The 18760-nt window shown below is 74.1% G+C and carries 4 protein-coding genes (1 of these 4 cut by a window edge); all 4 read left to right on the forward strand.

What is annotated here, in order from left to right:
- Tightly spaced (each overlapping or abutting the next), the 4 genes in view from AAG801_RS19400 to AAG801_RS19415 form a layout consistent with a single transcriptional unit that may run on beyond the window.
- Nucleotides 1-4404, forward strand: coding sequence for a beta-ketoacyl synthase N-terminal-like domain-containing protein (locus tag AAG801_RS19400; RefSeq protein WP_341889820.1), 4404 nt, complete (start codon nucleotides 1-3; stop codon nucleotides 4402-4404).
- Nucleotides 4401-12038, forward strand: a complete 7638-nt coding sequence (locus AAG801_RS19405; protein ID WP_341889821.1) for an SDR family NAD(P)-dependent oxidoreductase — start codon at nucleotides 4401-4403, stop codon at nucleotides 12036-12038. Before AAG801_RS19400 ends, AAG801_RS19405 begins: the two co-directional genes overlap by 4 nt.
- The gene (locus AAG801_RS19410) at nucleotides 12039-18752 is read left to right on the forward strand and encodes a type I polyketide synthase (protein WP_341889822.1); all 6714 of its coding nucleotides are present in this window, start codon (nucleotides 12039-12041) and stop codon (nucleotides 18750-18752) included.
- Nucleotides 18749-18760 carry the start of a type I polyketide synthase gene (locus AAG801_RS19415; RefSeq protein ID WP_341889823.1) on the forward strand. Its footprint extends 6459 nt past the window's final position, so the window shows 12 of its 6471 coding nt (coding positions 1-12); its start codon is at nucleotides 18749-18751; its stop codon lies off the right edge, out of view. The genes AAG801_RS19410 and AAG801_RS19415 overlap by 4 nt, the downstream gene beginning before the upstream one ends.

An 18760-nucleotide genomic window follows, 5' to 3' on the forward strand; every position in this document is an offset into this window, starting at 1 on the left:
ATGGCCGACACCGATCTCTCCCCCGTCAAGCGAGCACTGATCGAGATCCGCGAGCTGCGTGCACGCGTGGCCGAGCTGGAGGCGACGGCACGCGAACCGCTGGCGATCGTCGGCCTGGCGATCCGTGCGCCCGGCGGCGTGGTCGATGCCGAGTCCTTCGAACAACTGCTGTGGAGCGGCGCGGACGCCATCTCGGACATCCCGACCGGCCGCTGGGACATCGACGCCTGGTACGACGCCGACCCGCAGGCACCGGGCAAGATGACCACCCGGCAGGGCGGCTTCATCGACGGCGTGGACCGCTTCGACGCCGAGTTCTTCGGCATCTCGCCGCTCGAGGCGGCGAGCATGGATCCGCAGCAGCGCCTCGCCCTCGAACTGGCCTGGCACGCACTCGAAGATGCCGGCCATGCGCCGGCCGGGCTGGCCGGTACCCGTGCCGGCGTCTACCTGGGCATCGCCAACAACGACTACGGGCGCGCCCTGTTCGCACAGCCCGAACGCATCGACCCCTACTACAGCTCGGGCAACGCCTTCAGCGTCGCCTCCGGCCGCATCGCCTACCTGCTCGGCCTGCAAGGCCCAGCGGTGTCGGTGGACACCGCCTGCTCGTCGTCGCTGGTGGCGCTCCACCTGGCCTGCCAGGGCCTGCGCCACGGCGACTGCGACGTCGCGCTGGTCGGCGGCGTCAACCTGGTGCTGCGGCCCGAGATCAACGTCAACTTCTCGAAGGCCGGCATGATGGCCGGCGACGGTCGCTGCAAGACCTTCGACGCCGCGGCCGATGGCTACGTGCGCGGCGAAGGCGGCGTGATGCTGGTGCTGCGCCGGCTGGCCGATGCACGCGCCGACGGCGACCGCATTCTCGCGCTCGTGCGCGGCACGGCGTTGAACCAGGATGGCCGCAGCAACGGTCTGACCGCGCCCAATGGCCCGGCACAGGAGGCGGTGATCCGTGCCGCGCTCGAGGCCGCGGGGGTATCCGCCGGCGACGTCGGCTATGTCGAGGCGCACGGCACCGGCACGCCGCTGGGCGACCCGATCGAGGTCAACGCGCTGGGTGCCGTTCTCGGTGCCGGACGGGACGTCACCCGGCCGCTGGCCATCGGCTCGGTAAAGACGAACATCGGCCATCTCGAGGCCGCTGCAGGCCTCGCCGGACTGGCCAAGGCGCTGCTGGTGCTGCGCAAGGGCGAGATCCCGCCGCACCTGCACCTGCAGCGGCTCAACCCCTACATCGACTGGGCAGCGCTGGCGCTGGTCGTGCCCACGCAGACCACGCCGTGGCCGGCCGGCGCGCCGCGGATTGCCGGGATCAGCTCGTTCGGCTTCAGCGGCACCAACGCCCACGTGCTGATCGAGGCCGGCGCGCCGGACGAGACGAGCGTGGCGGAGGCCGGCACGACAGCCGATCGCTTGCAGCCGCCGCAGGTTCTGCCGCTGTCGGCGCGCGACCCGGTGGCGCTGCAGTCGCTGGTCGGCGCCTATCGGCAGCGGCTGGCCGGCTGCGACGAGGTTGCACTGCCCGACCTGTGCTTCACCGCCGGCGTCGGCCGCACGCACCAGCCGCTGCGCCTGGCCGCCCAGGGCGAAGACGCGGCCGCGCTGGAGGCAGCACTGGCCGCCTGGCAGCGCGGCGAGCCGCACCCGGCGCTGACCGAGGGCCGCAGCAGCGCCGAAGCGCCGCGCATTGCCTTCCTGTTTCCGGGCCAGGGCCCGCAGTACGTCGGCATGGGGCGCGAACTCTACGAGGCCGCGCCTGCCTTCCGTAAAGCCTTCGACCGCTGCTGCGATGCGCTGGACGCACTGTTGCCGCAACCGCTGCGCCCGATCGTGTTCGGCGCGCCGGGAACGGCCGGCCTGCTCGACGAGACGCAGTATGCGCAGCCGGCGATGTTCGCCATCGAGGTGGCACTGGCCGCGCTGTGGCGCAGCTGGGGTGTCGAGCCGGTGGCGGTGATGGGCCACAGCTTCGGCGAGTACGCCGCGGCCTGTGTGGCCGGCGCGATCTCGATCGCCGACGGCGCGCGCATGGTGGCGGCGCGTGGCCGGCTGGCCCAGGGCCTGCCGCGCGATGGCGCGATGATGGTCGTCGAGGCCGACGAGGCATCGGTCACAGCGGCCATCGGGCGCCAGGGCGGCAGGGTCGCGATCGCGGCGGTCAACGGCGCCGCCAACACGGTCATCAGCGGCGAACGCGGCGCCGTCGAGGCGATCGCCCAGGCCTTCGCCGCGGGCGGCGCGCGCACCAAGGCGCTGCGCGTCTCGCATGCCTTCCACTCGCCGCTGATGGACCCGGTGCTCGATGCCTTCGAGTCGGCGCTGGACGGCATCAGCTACTCTGAGCCGGAGCTCGCGTTGATCTCCAACCTGTCGGGCCGGCCCGCCAACCGGGCATCGATCGGCTCGGCCGCCTACTGGCGGCGCCACCTGCGCGAACCCGTGCGTTTCGCCGACTCGATTCGTGCACTGGCCGCGCAGGGCATCACGCATTACCTCGAGATGAGCCCGCACCCGGTGCTGCTCGGCATGGGCTCGGAGCTGCTCGAAGGCGGGCAATGGCTGCCTTCGCTGCGCGAAGGCCGCAGCGCCTGGCCCACGCTGTTCGAGGGCCTGCAAGCGCTGTACTGCGCCGGCGCCGACATCGCCTGGGCGCAGCTCCATCGCACGCGCCGTGCTCGACGCGTGCCGGCGCCCGGCTATCCCTTCCAGCGCAAGCGCCACTGGATCGATGCCGAGGCGGCAGCACCGGCCGGCGGGCCGTCTGCCGCGCAACGCTGGCAGCGGATGGCCAACGCGCTGGATCGCCAGGCCGACCGTGCGCCGATCGGCCTGGATGTCGCCTCCTATCCGGCCAAGTGGGCGTTGCTCGCCCGCCTGACACGAGCGCATGCCGTGCAGACGATGCGCGAAGCGGGTCTGTTCGCGGCGGCCGGCGAACGCCGTCGCCTGGCCGACGTGCGCGAGGCCGCAGGCATCGCCGCACCCTACCAGCACCTGCTGCAGCGCTGGCTGCGCGGCCTGGTCGCCGACGGCCTGCTGCGCGAGGAGGGCGACGAATTCGTCGCCGTCGCGGCGCTGCCGGTGCCGGCACTCGAGGCGCTGTGGGCGCAGGTCGAGCGCGACTTCGCCGACAACGCCCCGCTGCTGGCCTACGTGCGCCACTGCGGGCGACTGGTCGGCGACGTGCTGCGCGGCCGCGAGAGTCCGCTGGAGACGCTGTTCCCCGGCGGCTCCTTCGACCTGGCCCGTGACCTGTACGAGCGCTCGGCCACGATGCGCTACATCAACCAGCTTGCCGCCGCCGCCTTCGAGTCGCTCGGCGCCGCGGTGCCGCCCGGCCGCATGCTGCGCGTGATGGAGATCGGTGCGGGCACCGGCGGCACCAGTTCCTCCTTGCTGCCGGCCCTGCCGGCCGAGCGCTTCCGCTACCGCTTCACCGACGTCAGCGATGCCTTCCTCGAGGAAGCCCGCCGCCGCTTCGCCGCCTGGCCCGGTGTCGAGTTCGGCCTGTTCGACCTCGAGAAGCCGCTGGCCGAGCAGGCCCTGGCGCCGGCCAGCGTCGACGTGATCGTCGCCGCCAACGCGGTGCATGCGGTGAAGGACCTGCGCGGCGCGCTGGCCCGCCTGCGCAGCCTGCTGGCCCCCGGCGGCGTGCTGGTGCTGGTCGAGTCGACGGTGCACTTCGAGTACTTCGACATGACCACCGGCCTGATCGAAGGCTGGCAGCACTTCGCCGACGACCTGCGCGGCGACAACCCGCTGCTGGCGCCGGACCTGTGGCAGTCCGCACTGCTCGACGCCGGCTTCGCGCGTGCCGGCGCCTGGCCGCCGGCCGGGTCGGCGGCCGAGGCGATGGGGCAGCACGTCGTGGTCGCGCAGGTTCCCGGGGACGGTGTCGCAGCCGCATCGGCACCGGCCGGCGCCGATGCGTCGGCGGCGACGACCGGCCAGGCCGGGCAGCAGGCCGCGGCAGCGGCGCCGGCCTGGCGCCCCGGCTTCGACGCAGCGGTGCCGGCGCAGCGGCTCGATCTGCTGCGCGAACTGGTGCGCGCCCAGGTGATGCAGGTGATGCGCCTGGACCCGGCCTCGCCGCCCTCGCTGCACGACCGGCTGATGGACCTGGGCATGGACTCCCTGATGGCCGTGCAGCTGCGCAACGGCCTGGGCCGTGCACTGGAGCTGCCGCGCGCGCTGCCCTCGACGCTGATGTTCGACCATCCGACCATCGAAGCGATTGCCCGTCACCTGCTCGAGCGCCTCGCGCCCGATGCTGCCGCGCCGGCGCAACCGGCCACCGCACGGGCGGTGCCGGCGCCGGCGCTGGGCGCTGCCGACGTTGCCGATCTGAGCGACGAAGAGATCGCCCGCCTCCTCGACCAGCGCCTGGAAAACCCGCCTTGAACGACGCCGTGAAAGACGCCTCGCCGGATGCCGAGCGCGGCATGACGCCACTGAAGCGCGCCTTCCTTGCGCTGGAGGAGACGCGCGCGCGACTGGCGGCTGCCGAGGCCGCGCAACGCGAGCCGATCGCGATCATCGGGCTGGGCTGCCGCGTGCCTGGCGGCGGCAACGACCCGGCCAGCTTCTGGGCACTGATGCGCGACGGCGTCGACGCGATCGGACCGCTGCCGGCCGACCGCTGGGATGTCGAGGCACTGCACGACCCCGATCCGGAGGTGCCGGGCCGCATCGCCACACGCGCCGGCGGTTTCCTCGGCGACGTGCGTGGCTTCGACCCGGGCCTGTTCGGCATCACGCGCCGCGAGGCGCAGGGCATGGACCCGCAGCAGCGGCTGTTCCTCGAGGTCGCCTGGGAGGCGCTCGAGCATGCCGGCCAGCCGCCCGACCGGCTGCAGCACTCGCCAACCGGCGTGTACCTCGGCGTGGCCGGCAGCGACTACGCCTACCTGCAGTTCGAGAGTCGCGACCGCGAGTTGCTGGATGCCCACTTCGCTTCTGGCATCGCGCACAGCATCGCGTCGGGACGGCTGTCCTACCTGCTCGGCCTGCAAGGACCGGCGCTGACCATCGACACGGCCTGCTCGTCGTCGCTGGTCGCGGTGCACCTGGCCTGCCAGGCCCTGCGTGCCGGCGACTGCACCATGGCGCTGGCCGGTGGCGTCAACCTGATCCTCTCGCCGGACCTCTACATCGCGCTGTCGCGCGCCCGCATGCTCGCCCCCGATGGCCGCTGCAAGACCTTCGACGCCGCCGCCGACGGTTTCGCACGCGGCGAAGGCTGCGGCGTGGTGGTCCTGAAGCGGCTGGCCGATGCCCGCGCCGACGGCGACCGTGTGCTGGCGGTCATCCGCGGCAGCGCGCTCAACCAGGACGGACCCAGCTCCGGAATGACCGCCCCCAACGGGCCGGCGCAGGAGGCCGTGATCCGCGAGGCGCTGGCGCGCGCCGGCGTCGCGCCGCGCGAGGTCGGCTATGTCGAGGCCCACGGCACCGGCACCCAGCTCGGCGACCCGCTCGAGCTGCAGGCCCTCGGCGCAGTGTTCGGCGCCGACCGCGAACCGGGACGGCCCTTGCTGGTCGGCTCGGTGAAGACCAACATCGGCCACCTCGAGGCCGCGGCTGGCGTCACCGGGCTGATCAAGCTGGTGCTGTCGCTGCGCCAGCGCACGCTGCCGGCGCATCTGCACTTGCGCCAGCCGAGCCCGCACGTCGACTGGAACGAGCTGTCGCTGCAGGTGCCGACCGTCACGCTGCCCTGGCAGCCGATCGGCGGCCGGCGCATCGCCGGCGTCAGCTCGTTCGGCTTCAGCGGCACCAACGCGCACATCGTCGTCGAGGAGTCCGTCGACCCGCCGGCGACCACGGTCGCCGCGCCCGGGCCGCTTCGCGCCTTCGTGCTGTCCGCGCGCGACGAGCCGGCGCTGGCCGAGATGGCTCGCCGCTACCTCGCGGCCAGCGAAGGCCTGGCCGACGCCGCGCTGGCCGACCTGTGCTTCAGCGCCGCCACCGGCCGCGCGCAGCTGCCGCAGCGCGCCGTGGTGCTCGCCGCCGATCTGGCCACGCTGCGCGACGGTCTGCTCGCGCTGGCCGAAGGGCGCGACGTGCCGGCACTGCGGCGCTCACGTGTGCAGCGCCGTGACCCAGCACGCATCGCCTTCCTGTTCACCGGCCAGGGCGCGCAGTACGCCGGCATGGCCGGCCAACTGGACCGCACCCAGCCGGTGTTCCGCGCCGCGCTGGACCGCTGTGCCGCCGTGCTCGACCTGCGCCTGCCACGGCCGCTGAGGGAGTTGCTGTTCGGCGCCGCGCCGGGCGACACCAGCCTCGACCAGACCGGTTGCACCCAGCCTGCGCTGTTCGCCGTCGAATACGCGCTCGCCTCGTTGTGGCGCAGCTGGGGCGTGCAGCCGGACATGCTGATGGGCCACTCGGTCGGCGAGGTGGTGGCCGCCTGCCTGGCCGGCGTGCTGACCCTGGAGGATGCGCTGACGCTGATCGCCGAGCGTGGCCGGCAGATGCAGGCCCTGCCCGCGGGCGGTGCGATGGCGGCGATCTTTGCCGCCGCCGACGAGGTGCTGGCCGCGGTCGAGGCCGCCGGGCCGGCGCTGTCGGTGGCAGCCCACAACGGCCCGCTGCAGACGGTGGTGTCCGGAGACACCGATGCCGTCGCGCGCCTGTGCGCCGGCTTCGAGGCGCGCGGCGTGCGCTGCCAGCCGCTGGCCGTCTCGCATGCCTTCCACTCGCCACGCATGGCGCCGATGCTCGATGCCTTCGAGGCCACGGTCGCCGGCCTGCACCTGGCCCCGCCGACGCTGCGCCTGGTCTCCAACCTCAGCGGCGGCCTCGCCGACCCGCGCGAGATCGTGCAGCCGAGCTACTGGCGCCGCCATGTGCGCGAGACGGTTCGTTTCGCCGACGGCATGCGCACGCTGATCGGCCTGCGCCCGGACGTCTGCCTCGAGATCGGCCCGCATCCGACCCTGCTGGCCTTCGCGCAGGCCAACCTGGAAGAACTGCCGGCGCCGCAGCGGCCACTGCTGGTCGCTTCGCTGCGCAAGGGCCGCGACGATGACAGCCAGCTCGCCGAGGCGCTCGGATCGCTGTTCCTCGCCGGCGTCGCGATCGACTGGCGTGCCGTCTGGTCGACCATGCCCTGCCGGCGGCTCGATCTGCCGACGTACGCATTCCAGCGCGAGCCGCTGTGGTTCTCGGCACGGCCGGTGGCCACGGCGGCTGCCGGCACCGGTCACCCGCTGCTCGGCACTCGCCGACCCTGCGCGCAACCCGACACGCTGCAGTTCGAGCAGCTGCTGCGCAGGGACAGCGTGCCCTTCCTCGACGATCACCGTGTGCAGGGCCGTGCCATCCTGCCGGCCACCGGCACCGTCGAGATGGCGCTGAGCGCCGGCGCAGCGGCCCTGCGCCAGCGCGCCGACATCGCCGCGCTGGCCCTGCTCGAGCCGCTGGCCTTCGTCGAAGACGAAACCCGCATCGTGCAATGCATCGTGCGCCGGGAGGGAGACGGCGCCGATTTCACGCTGTGGTCGCGCGACGCCGCGGCCGACGCCGACGCGGCCTGGACGCGTCACGCGCAGGCCCGGCTGCGCCCGGCCGGGCCGGCACGCGCGGCCGAGCCGCTGAGCGCGCCGCGCGAACGCTGCCGTGAAGAGCGTAGCGGCACCACGCACCGCACGCTGCTGGCCGAACGCGGCCTGCAGTTCGGGCCCAGCCTGCACGGCGTGCAGCGCCTGTGGGCGGGGCAGCGCGAAGCGCTGGGCGAGATCGAGCTGCCGACGCCTGCCATCAGCGGGCGTGGCGACTACCAACTGCACCCCGCCTTGCTCGACGCCTGCCTGCAGGTGCTGGCCGCGGCAGTGCCGGCGGCGCCCGGTGGGCGCGCCTACCTGCCGCTGGCCGTGGAGCATGTCGGCGTGCTGCGCCCGCCCTCGACGCTGGTGTGGAGCCACGCCCGCGTCGTCGACGGCGGGCGCGGGGACACGCTGCACGCCGAGCTCGACGTGTTCGACGCCCAGGGCCTGTTCGCGCAGATGCGTGGCATCGCGCTGCGCCCGGCAGCAGCGGCGACGCCGCCCGTGCCGGCCTACCGCGTCGCCTGGGACGCCTGGGTGCCGGACCATGCCGACTGGCTGCCCGCGCCGGCCGCGCTGGATTCCGCACTGGCCGGCCGCCTCGCGGCGCTGCTCGCGGAGCACGGCATGGACGACTACGATCGCGCCTTCGTGGCGCTGGAGCCGTTGTGCCGGCAGTGGATCGCGTCGGCGCTGGACACGCTGGGCTGGCAGCATCGGGTCGGCGAGACGGTGGTGGCGCGGACACTGGCCGACCGGCTCGGCGTTCAGCCACGCTATCGGCGCCTGCTCGGCCGCCTGCTCGACATCCTGGCAGAGGACGGCTGGCTGGCGCGCGACGGGGCCGACTGGCGCGTCGAACGAGCGCTTGCCGCCCCCGAGCCCGCCGCACTCACGCGGCGTGCCGAAGAATTGCAGCAGGCCCACCCGACCTCGGTCGCGCGCATCGAGTTCGTACGTCGCTGCGGCCCGGCGCTGGCCGGCGTGCTGACCGGCCGCGAGGACCCGCTGCAGCTGCTCTTTCCCGACGGGTCGTCCGAGCTCGCCGAATCGCTGTACCGCGATGCTCCCGAGGCGCGCGCCTGGAACCAGCTGGTGCGGGACGCCGTCGTCACCGCCGCGGCGACGCTGCCCGCCGGCCGGCGACTGCGCATCCTCGAGGTCGGCGGCGGCACCGGCGGCACCACGGCCTGGGTGGCACCGGCGCTCGACGCGCGCCGCTGTGACTACCTGTTCACCGACGTCGGGCCTTCGCTGGTGCAGCGGGCGCGCGACAGGTTTGCCCGTCACGGCTTCATCGCATTCCAGACACTGGACCTCGAGCTGGAGCCGGCCAACCAGGGGCTGGCTGGCCGGCACTTCGATCTGATCATCGCGTCGAACGTGGTCCATGCGACGCGCGACCTGCGCAACACACTCAGCCGCCTGCGCGGCCTGCTCGCGCCGGGCGGCACGCTGCTCATGCTCGAGGTCGCCGGCATGGAGCGCTGGATCGACCTCAGCTTCGGCCTCACCGAAGGCTGGTGGGCCTTCGAGGACGCCACGCTGCGCCGCGACTACCCGCTGCTCGACAGGCCGGCCTGGCTGACCCTGCTGGGCTCGCTCGGCTTCGAGGCAGCGGCGATTGGCGGGCAGGATCCGCGCTCGCGCGAGGTGCTGCTGGCGGCACGGCGCCCGGTCGTCGAAGCCGCGCCGCCGGGGCACTGGCTGCTGCTCGGCGAAGGCGCCGGCCTGGCGGCGACACTCACCGAGCAACTCACCGCGGGCGGGCAGACCGTCGAGCGGCTGACCTGCGACCCGGCCGACGCCGAGGGACTGCGCGACCGGGTGACCGCAGGTGCTGCCGGCCTCGCCGGCGTGGTGCACCTGGCCGCGCTGGACCTGCCAGCACCATCCGGCGACGTGCCGGCGTCCCTGCTGCCCGGCCAGCAGGCGGTGCTCGGTAGCCTGCTGGCCGTCGTGCAGGGGCTGGGGCGCACCGCGTTCGCCGCGGCGGCGCCGCGCCTGGTGCTGGTCACGCAGGGTGCGGTGGCGGCATCGGCGGCAGCCCCCGTGCGCGCCGACCAGGCGGCAGCAACCGGGCTGGCCCGGGTGATCGCACTCGAACACCCGGAACTGCGGGCGCTGCGCGTCGACCTCGATCCGCTCGCCCCCGCAGCCGCGCAGGCAGCGGCGCTGTGGGAGCGGCTGCGCGACGATGGCGCCGAAGACCAGTTCGCCCGCCGTGCCGGCGCCTGGCACGTGCCGCGCCTGCAGCACCTTGCCGTGCGCGAGGCCGAGGATGCGCCGCTCCGCCTCGAGAAGGACGCCGGCGGCGTGCTCGACCGGCTGCACCTTCGCAGCGTCGAACGTCGCCCACCCGGCCCGGGCGAAGTGGAGATCCGCGTGGCGGCCGCGGGGCTCAACTTCCGCGACGTGATGAATGCGGTCGCGATGCGCGAGGATCCCGAGCCGCTGGGCGGCGAGTGCGCCGGTCGCGTCGTCGCCGTCGGGCCGGGGGTGAGCACACTGGCGCCGGGCGACCACGTTGTCGCGCTCGCCGAAGCCAGCTTCGCCAGCTACGCGACCACGCCGGCCTCGCTGGCGCGCCGCCTGCCCGAGGGCATCGGCTTCGACGAGGCCGTCACCCTGCCCTTCGCCTTCATGACCGCGCTGCATGCACTGTTCACGCTCGGCGGGCTGTCGCGCGGCGAGACGGTGCTGATCCACGCCGGCGCCGGCGGCGTCGGCATGGCCGCGCTGCAACTGGCACGCGCCAGCGGCGCACGCGTGCTCGCCACCGCCGGCAGCGCTGCCAAGCGCGAGCGGCTGCTGTCGCTCGGCGCCGAGGCGGTGTTCGACTCGCGCAGCCTGGACTTCGCCGACCAGGTACTGGCCCACACCGGTGGCGGTGTCGACGTGCTGCTCAATTCGCTCAGCGGCGAGTTCATCGGCGCCAGCGTGCGCTGCCTGGCCGCACGCGGCCGCTTCCTGGAGATCGGCAAACGCGACATCTGGAGCCACGACCGGTTTGCCGCCGAGCGGCCGCAGGGCCGCTACCACGCGATCGATCTGGCGCGCATGCGCCACGAGGACACGGCCGGCACGGCCGGGTTGTTCGATGAAGTCATGCGTCGCGCCGCGGCCGGCGAGATCCGGCCGCTGCCGCGGCACACCTTCGCGCTGGAGCAGGCCGCCGAGGCGTTCCGCTTCATGGCGATGGCACGCCACGTCGGCAAGGTCGTGCTGACGCGCGCCGACGCGCACCCGTGCTCGCTGGACACGCTCGATCCCTCGGCGGCCTACCTGGTCACCGGCGGCCTGTCCGGCCTCGGCCTGCTGACCGCGCAGCGCCTGGCCGAGCGTGGTGCCCGGCACCTGCTGCTGGTCGGTCGCCGGCCACCGACGGCCGAGGCCGAGGCCGTGCTGACCGCACTGCGCGGCGCCGGGACCCAGGTTCGCAGCGTCCAGGCCGACCTCGCCGAGCCCGGCGCGGTGCAGCGCACGCTGGCCCAGATCGACCCGAGCACGCCGCTGCGCGGCGTCATCCACTCCGCGGGCCTGCTCGAGGATGGCGCACTGGTGCAGCAGCCCTGGGAGCGCTTCGTCCGACCGCTGGGACCCAAGATCGACGGCACCTGGGCGCTGCACGTGCTCACCCGCCACTGCCGGCTCGACTTCTTCGTGATGTACTCGTCGGTGGCGGCGACGCTGGGATCGCGCGGCCAGGGCAACCACGCCGCGGCGAATGCCTTCATGGACGCGCTGGCAGCGCAGCGCCGTGCCGACGGAGCGCCGGCGCTGAGCATCGGCTGGGGCGCCTGGAGCGAGGTCGGCGCGGCCGCCGAGCGCCAGATCGATGCACGCATCGGCGAACGTGGCATCGGCGCGATCGCGCCGCGGCAGGGCATGGACTGGCTGGAAGCGCTGATGCGCAGCGACGCGCCCGCGCATCTGGCGGTCCTTCCGGTACGCTGGAGCGAATTCTTCGCCGCCGGCGCGGCCCTGCCGCTGCTGTCGGCGCTGCGCGCCAGCGAGCGCGAACCCGCGGCCGCCGTGCCGGCGGCGAAGCCGGCAGGTGCCGGCCTGCCGGCCTGGCGCGGCCGGCTCGATGCGGCCGGGCCGGCGCAGCGCGGTGAACTGCTGCTCGGCTTCGTCGGCGAGCAGGTCGCCCAGGTGATCGGCGCGACCGCTGCCGAGGCCATCGACCCGCGCCAGCCGCTCAACGAACTGGGACTCGACTCGCTGATGGCAGTGGACCTGCGCAACCGGCTCGGCGCCGGGCTGGAGCTGTCGCGCAGCCTGCCGGCGACGCTGGTGTTCGACCATCCGACCTTGCAGGCGCTGGCCGACTACCTCGCGCAGGACGTGCTCGGCTGGGCGGCGCCCGCCGCCGACGTCGCCGCCGGCGGCGCGGCAGCCGATGCCGACGCCGTCGGTGCGATCGATGAACTGAGTGACGAGGAGATCGAGCAGCTCTTCGCGAAGAAGCTGCGGAGACCGTAGATGTCGGACTTTCTGTCCCGGATCAGCCATTTCTCGCCCAAGCGATTGGCCCTGCTCGCCGACGAGCTCAACGAGCGCGTGCAACGCCTGGAGCAGGCCCGCCGCGAGCCGGTGGCCATCGTCGGCATCGGCTGCCGGTTTCCCGGCGGCGCCGACTCGCCCGACGCCTACTGGCGACTGCTGCGCGACGGCGTCGACGCGATCAGCGAGGTCCCCGCGGAGCGCTTCGCGATCGACAGCTGGTACGACCCCGACCCCGACCGCGCCGGCCGTCTGGCCACACGCTGGGGCGGCTTCGTCGGTCCGGTGGACGGCTTCGACGCCGGCTTCTTCGGCATCTCGCCACGCGAGGCGCAGAGCATGGATCCGCAGCAGCGTCTGCTGCTCGAGGTGGCGTGGCGTGCGCTCGAGCACGCCGGGATCGCGCCGGGCACGCTCGAGGGCACACGCGGCGCGGTCTACCTCGGCCTGTCGGCCGGCGACTACTGGCAGCTGCTGCGCGAGCAGGGGCCGGCCTCCTTCGACGCCTACACGGCGTCGGGCATCGCCCACAGCATCGCCTCGGGGCGCCTGTCCTACGTGCTCGGCCTGCGCGGGCCCAGCGTGTCGATCGACACCGCCTGCTCCTCGTCGATGGTGGCCATCCACCACGCGGTGCACAGCCTGCGCCGCGGCGAATGCGACCTGGCGCTGGCCGGCGGCGTCAACCTGATCCTGACGCCGGACATCACCGTGGCCCTGTCGCGCTCGCACATGATGGCGCCGGACGGCCGCTGCAAGGCCTTCGACGCCAGCGCCGACGGCTTCGTGCGCGGCGAAGGCTGCGGCGTGCTGGTGCTCAAGCGGCTGGCCGACGCCGAGGCTGCCGGCGACCGCATCGTCGCCGTCATCCGCGGGTCGGCGTCCAACCAGGACGGCCGCAGCAACGGCCTGACTGCGCCCAACGGCCCGGCGCAGGAAGCGGTCCTGCGCGACGCACTGGCCGATGCCGACATCGAACCGGGCAGTGTGGGCTTCGTCGAGTCCCACGGCACCGGCACCTCGCTGGGCGACCCGATCGAGGTCCAGGCGCTGGCGCGCGTGCTCGGCGCCGGCCGCGCGCCCGACGCGCCGCTGTGGGTCGGCTCGGCGAAGGCGAACATCGGCCACCTCGAGGCAGCCGCCGGCGTGGCCGGCCTGGTCAAGATGGCGCTGGCGCTGCAGCACGGCGAGATCCCCGGCCAGCTGCACCTGCGCACGCCCAACCCCTTCATCCCCTGGGACGAGATCGCGGTTCGCGTGCCGTTCACACGCACTCCCTGGCCGCGACCGGCCCGGACGCCGCGGCGCGGCGGTGCCAGCTCGTTCGGCTTCAGCGGCACCAATGTGCACCTGGTGCTCGAGGAGGCGCCCGAGCCGGTGCCCGACCCGCGACCGGACAGCCGCCCGCTGCAGTTGCTGACGCTGTCGGCGCGCAGCGAGCGGGCGCTGGCGGAGCTGGCGCGCAGCTACCGCGACCGGTTGATCGAGCCCGGGGTGTCTCTTGCCGACGCGGCGCACACGGCCAACGCCGGCCGCTCGCACTTCGCCCACCGTCTGGCACTGATCGCGGCAACGCCGGCACAGGCGGCTCTGCAACTCGACCAGCATCTGGCTGGCGACCCGGTCGATGCGCTGCGGGCCGGCACCGCGCCCACGCGCGCGCCGCGCGTGGCCTTCCTGTTCACCGGCCAGGGCGCACAGCATGCCGGCATGGCGCGGCAGCTGTATGCCACCCAGCCGGTGTTCCGCGCCGAGCTCGACCGCTGCGCCGAACTGCTGCGCGAGCGCCTGCCGCGCCCGCTGCTGGAGGTGCTGTACCCGAGCGACGACGGTGACTCGCCGATCGACGACACCCGGTACACCCAACCGGCGCTGTTCGCGATCGAGTACGCGCTGGCGCGACTGTGGATGTCCTGGGGCGTGCATCCGCACGCGATGCTCGGGCACAGCGTCGGCGAACTGGTCGCTGCCTGCATCGCCGGTGTCTTCACGCTCGAGGACGGGCTGGCGCTGGTCGCCGAACGCGGCCGGCTGATGGCTGCCCTGCCCCGCGGCGGCGCGATGGCATCGGTGATGGCCGACGAGGCGCGCGTGCGCGCCGCGCTGGCGCCGTGGGCAACGCAGTTGTCGATCGCCGCCATCAACGGGCCGCAGAACACCGTGGTGTCGGGCCAAGCCGGCGCGCTCGATGCGCTGCTGGCCGAGCTGGAAGGCCAGGGCATCGTGGTATCGCGGCTGAAGGTCTCGCATGCCTTCCACTCGCCGCTGCTGGCTCCGATGCTCGACGACTTCGAGGCCATCGCGGCGCGCACGCCGATGGCGCCGCCATGCCTCGACCTGATCTCCAACCTGAGCGGGCAACGGGCCGATGCACGCATCGCCACCGCCGCCTACTGGCGCGAGCATGCGGCCGCGCCGGTGCGCTTCGCCGACTCGGTGCAGGCGCTGGCGCGCAGCGGCTGCGAACTGTTCATCGAGATCGGCCCCCATCCGACGCTGCTGGCCATGGCCCGCCTGTGCATCGACGGCGACGGCGCGCGCTGGCTGCCCTCGCTGCGCCGCGGGCGCGACGACTGGCAGACGCTGCTGGAGAGCCTGGCCGCGCTCTACGCCGCCGGCGTGCCGGTCGACTGGGCCGCCTTCGATGCACCGTACCGGCGGCAGCGCATCGATCTGCCCGGCTACCCCTTCCAGCGTGAACGCTACTGGGTGCCGGCGGCACCGGCCCGGGCGGCACGTGGGCCGGAGCCGGAGCATGGCGGCGTCGACGCCTTGCTGGGCAGCGAATGGCGCCACGGACTGGGCCCGCAGCGTGTGTTCGAGAGTGCCTGGCACGTCGAACGCCAGCCCTGGCTTGCCGACCACCGCATCCAGGGCCGCGTGCTGATGCCGTCGCCGGTGTACATGGCAATGGCCGTCGCCGCCGCGTGGCGCACGCTGGGCGACGGCGCCTGCCTGGTCGAGGATCTCGCCGTGCTGCGTGGGCTGCCGCTGGACGGCGCCGCCGCGCAGCGCCTGCAGGCGGTGGCCGAGCCCGACGCCCGCGGCGCCACGTTCCGCGTGCTGGTGCTCGAGGGCGACGAGGCGACCGCCGACTGGCAGCCGTTGTCGACCGCCCGCCTCGCCCGCGCAGTGGTCGATGCCGCGCCGGCGCCGAACCGGCCGGAGGCACTGGCGGCGCGCCTGCCGCAATCCGTCGACGTGGCCGCGTATTACGACGACTGGCTGGCCGGGCTGGGCCTGCAATTCGGGCCGCGCTTTCGCGCCATCGACACGCTACGCCGTGCCGACGGCGAGGCACTGGCACAACTTCGCCTGCCCGCCGGACTCGACGCCCCACCGCCCGGGGTGCCGTGGCATCCGGCCCTGCTCGACAGCGCCTTCCATGCCGTGGGCGCGGCACTGCCGGCGGCGGGCGACGGCATCGTCGACGCCTTCCTTCTGATGCATGTCGACCGCATCCGGGTGAACCGGCCGGTCGGTGAGCGGGCCTGGGCGCAGGTGCGCCTGGATACCGCCGTCGGCGGCGTGAGCGCGCCCGAGACCTTCCGCGCCGAACTGCGCCTGCTCGACGACGAAGGGCATTGCCTGGCCGCCTTCGAGGGCCTGCACTTCAAGCGCGCGCGCGCCGCAGCGGTGCTGCCCGCCAGCCTGGCGCCGCAGGTGCGCGCGATGCTGCACGAAATCGCCTGGCGCGAGGTGGCCGGGTCCGCCGCCTGGCCGACGCCGGGTGAACTGGCCGATGCCGTCGAGCCGACCCGCGTCGCGCTCGGCGAGCGCCATGGCTTCGCCCACTACGCGGACTTCCTGCCGCGGCTCGATGCCCTGGCCAGCGCCTACATCGTGCGTGCGCTGCAGACCCTGGGCTTCAGTCTGGAACCCGGCCGGCACGTCGATGCCGCGACCCAGGCCGCCGCACTCGGCGTGCTGCCGAGGCACGCGCGTCTGTTCGACCGGCTGTTGCAGATCCTCGCCGAGGACGGCTGGCTGCAGCGCGATGGCGAACGCTGGCGCGTGCTCCGCGGCGGGCCGGCACCGGACGCCGAGGCACTCGGCCGGTCGCTCGCCCAGGACCATCCCGAAGGCGATGCCGAGCTGACGCTGACGCAGCGCTGCGCGCGCGAGCTGGCCGGCGTGCTGCGCGGCGAGGCCGACCCGCTGGCGCTGCTGTTCCCCGGCGGGTCGCTGGCCGACACCGAGCGCCTGTACCGCGACTCGCCACCGGCGCAGGCCTACAACAGCCTGATCGCCCAGGTGGTCGGTGCCGCGGCAGCACGTGCGCCACGCGGTCGCCCGCTGCGCGTGCTGGAGATCGGCGCCGGCACCGGCAGCACCACTTCCTACCTGCTGCCCGCGCTGGCCGGCATGGCGATCGACTACACCTTCACCGACGTCTCGCCGCTGTTCCTCAACCGCGCCCGCGAGCGCTTCGCGGCGCAGCCTGGCATGCGCTACACGCTGCTCGACATCGGCAGCGAGCCGGCCGCGCAGGGGCTGCCTGCCGCGGCCTTCGAAATCGTCGTCGGCGCCAACGTCCTGCATGCGACGCCCGACCTGGCGCGCACGCTCGACCACGTGCGCGGCCTGCTCGCGCCGGCCGGGCTGCTGGTGCTGCTCGAGGGCGTCACGCCGCAGCGCTTCGGCGACCTCACCGTCGGCCTGCTCGAAGGCTGGTGGGCCTACACCGACGTGGCGCGGCGCGACTACGCGCTGATGGCGCGCGCGCGCTGGCTCGACCTGCTGGCCGAGCGCGGCTTCGTCTCGGCACGCGCGCTGCCCGGCGACAACGACCACCCGGTATGGTCGCAGCAGGCGGTGTTCGTCGCCCAGGCCGGCGCCGCCCCGCACCAGCCGCAGCGCTGGCTGCTGGTGCCTGATGGCCGCGGCGTCGCGCAGTCGCTGGCCGAGGCGCTGCGCGCCGACGGCGACGAGGTGCTCGAACTCGCCGACGGCATGCCGCCGGCCACCGCGCTGCAGGCCGCGCAGGCGAACGGCCAGCCGTTGACCGGCGTGGTCTCGCTGTGCGCGCTCGACGCGGCGCTGCACGACGGGCTGGACGTCGAGGCGCTGGCGCTCGGCCAGCAGCGTCTGGTCGGCAACACACTCGCGTGCGTGCAGGCACTCGCCGCGCAGGGCGGAACACCGCCATCGCTGTGGCTGGTGACACGCGGCGCCCAGTCGGTGCCGCCCGGCGAGCCTGCCGACCCGGCGCAGGCGACGCTGTGGGGCATGAGCCACGTGATCGCCATCGAGCATCCCGAGCTGCGCTGCAGGCGCATCGACCTCGACCGCCACGACGACGCCCGCACCGCCGCCCTGGCGCTTCGCGCACAGCTGCGACAGCCCGACGCCGAGGACCAGATCAGCCTGCGCGGCGGTCGCCGCCTGGCCCGCCGGTTCGTGCCGCTGCCGCGCGATCGAGCGGCTTCCGAGGCACTGTCCGTCGCGGCGGACCGCAGCTACCTGGTCACGGGCGGTCTGCACGGCCTGGGCCTGCGCGTGGCGCGCTGGCTGGTCGACCAGGGTGCCCGCCATCTTGCGCTGATGGGGCGCCGCCCGCCCGACGCGCAGGCCAGCCAGGAGATCGAGGCCTTGCGCGCGCGCGGGGTGACCGTGCTGGCGCTGCAGGGCGACGTCGGCATCGAGGCCGAGCTGCGCCACGTGCTGGGCCAGATCGGCGCCTCGCTGCCGCCGCTGGCCGGCGTCGTGCACTCGGCCGGCGCGCTGGACGACGGCGTGCTGAGCTCGCTCGACTGGCCGCGCTTCGCCAGGGTGATGGCCGCCAAGGTGTTCGGCAGCTGGAACCTGCACCGGCTGGCCGGCGAACTCGACTTCCTCGTTCTGTTCTCCTCGGGGGCCTCGGTGGCCGGGTCGCCCGGCCAGGCCAATCACGCGGCTGCCAACGCCTTCGAGGATGCGCTCGCCTGGTATCGCCAGTCGCTCGGCCGGCCGACCCTGGCGATCAACTGGGGGCCATGGGCGGAGATCGGCGCGGCCGCCGACCGTCACCTGGATCAGCCCGGCTTCCTCGACCCCATAGCACCGGCCGACGGGCTCGCCGCGCTGCAGCACCTGATGCGCCGAGATCCCGCCGACGGGCGCTTTGCCCGCGCCCAGGTGGCCGTGCTCGCCACCGACTGGGCACACCTGCGCGGTCCGCGCGAGGCGGGCACCGAGCCACCCCTGTTCGCCGAGTTGCCGCTGCCGGCGCCGCTGGCTGCCGCGTCCGGCCCCGCAGCGGTCGCCGCGCCGGAGCCGGGACTGGGCGAGCGCCTCGCACAGACCGCGCCGAACCGGCGCCGCCATGTGCTGCGCGAGCAGGTGCGCCGGCTCGGCGCCAAGGTGCTCGGTCTGGCACGCGCCGAGGAGCTCGATGCCGAGGCTCCGCTGCGCCAGCTCGGCCTCGACTCGCTGATGGCGGTCGAGCTGCGCAACCTGCTCGGCCGCGCCGTCGGCCAGACGCTGCCGGCCACGGTGACCTTCGACCACCCCTCGGTGGCGGCGCTGGCCGACCACCTGGCCGAGACGGTGCTGGCCGCGCTGTTCTCCCCCGCCGGCGTCGCCGCCACCGCGCCCCCGCCGCCCCCCCCTGCTGCGCCGGCGAGCGACACGCTCGACGGCCTCGATGCCGATGAACTGGCCCTGCAACTGATGAACCGACTCGACAAGCTCGGCCACGGGGAGACACCGTGAGCGACGCC

It is taken from the genome of Variovorax sp. YR752 (genome assembly GCF_943372545.1).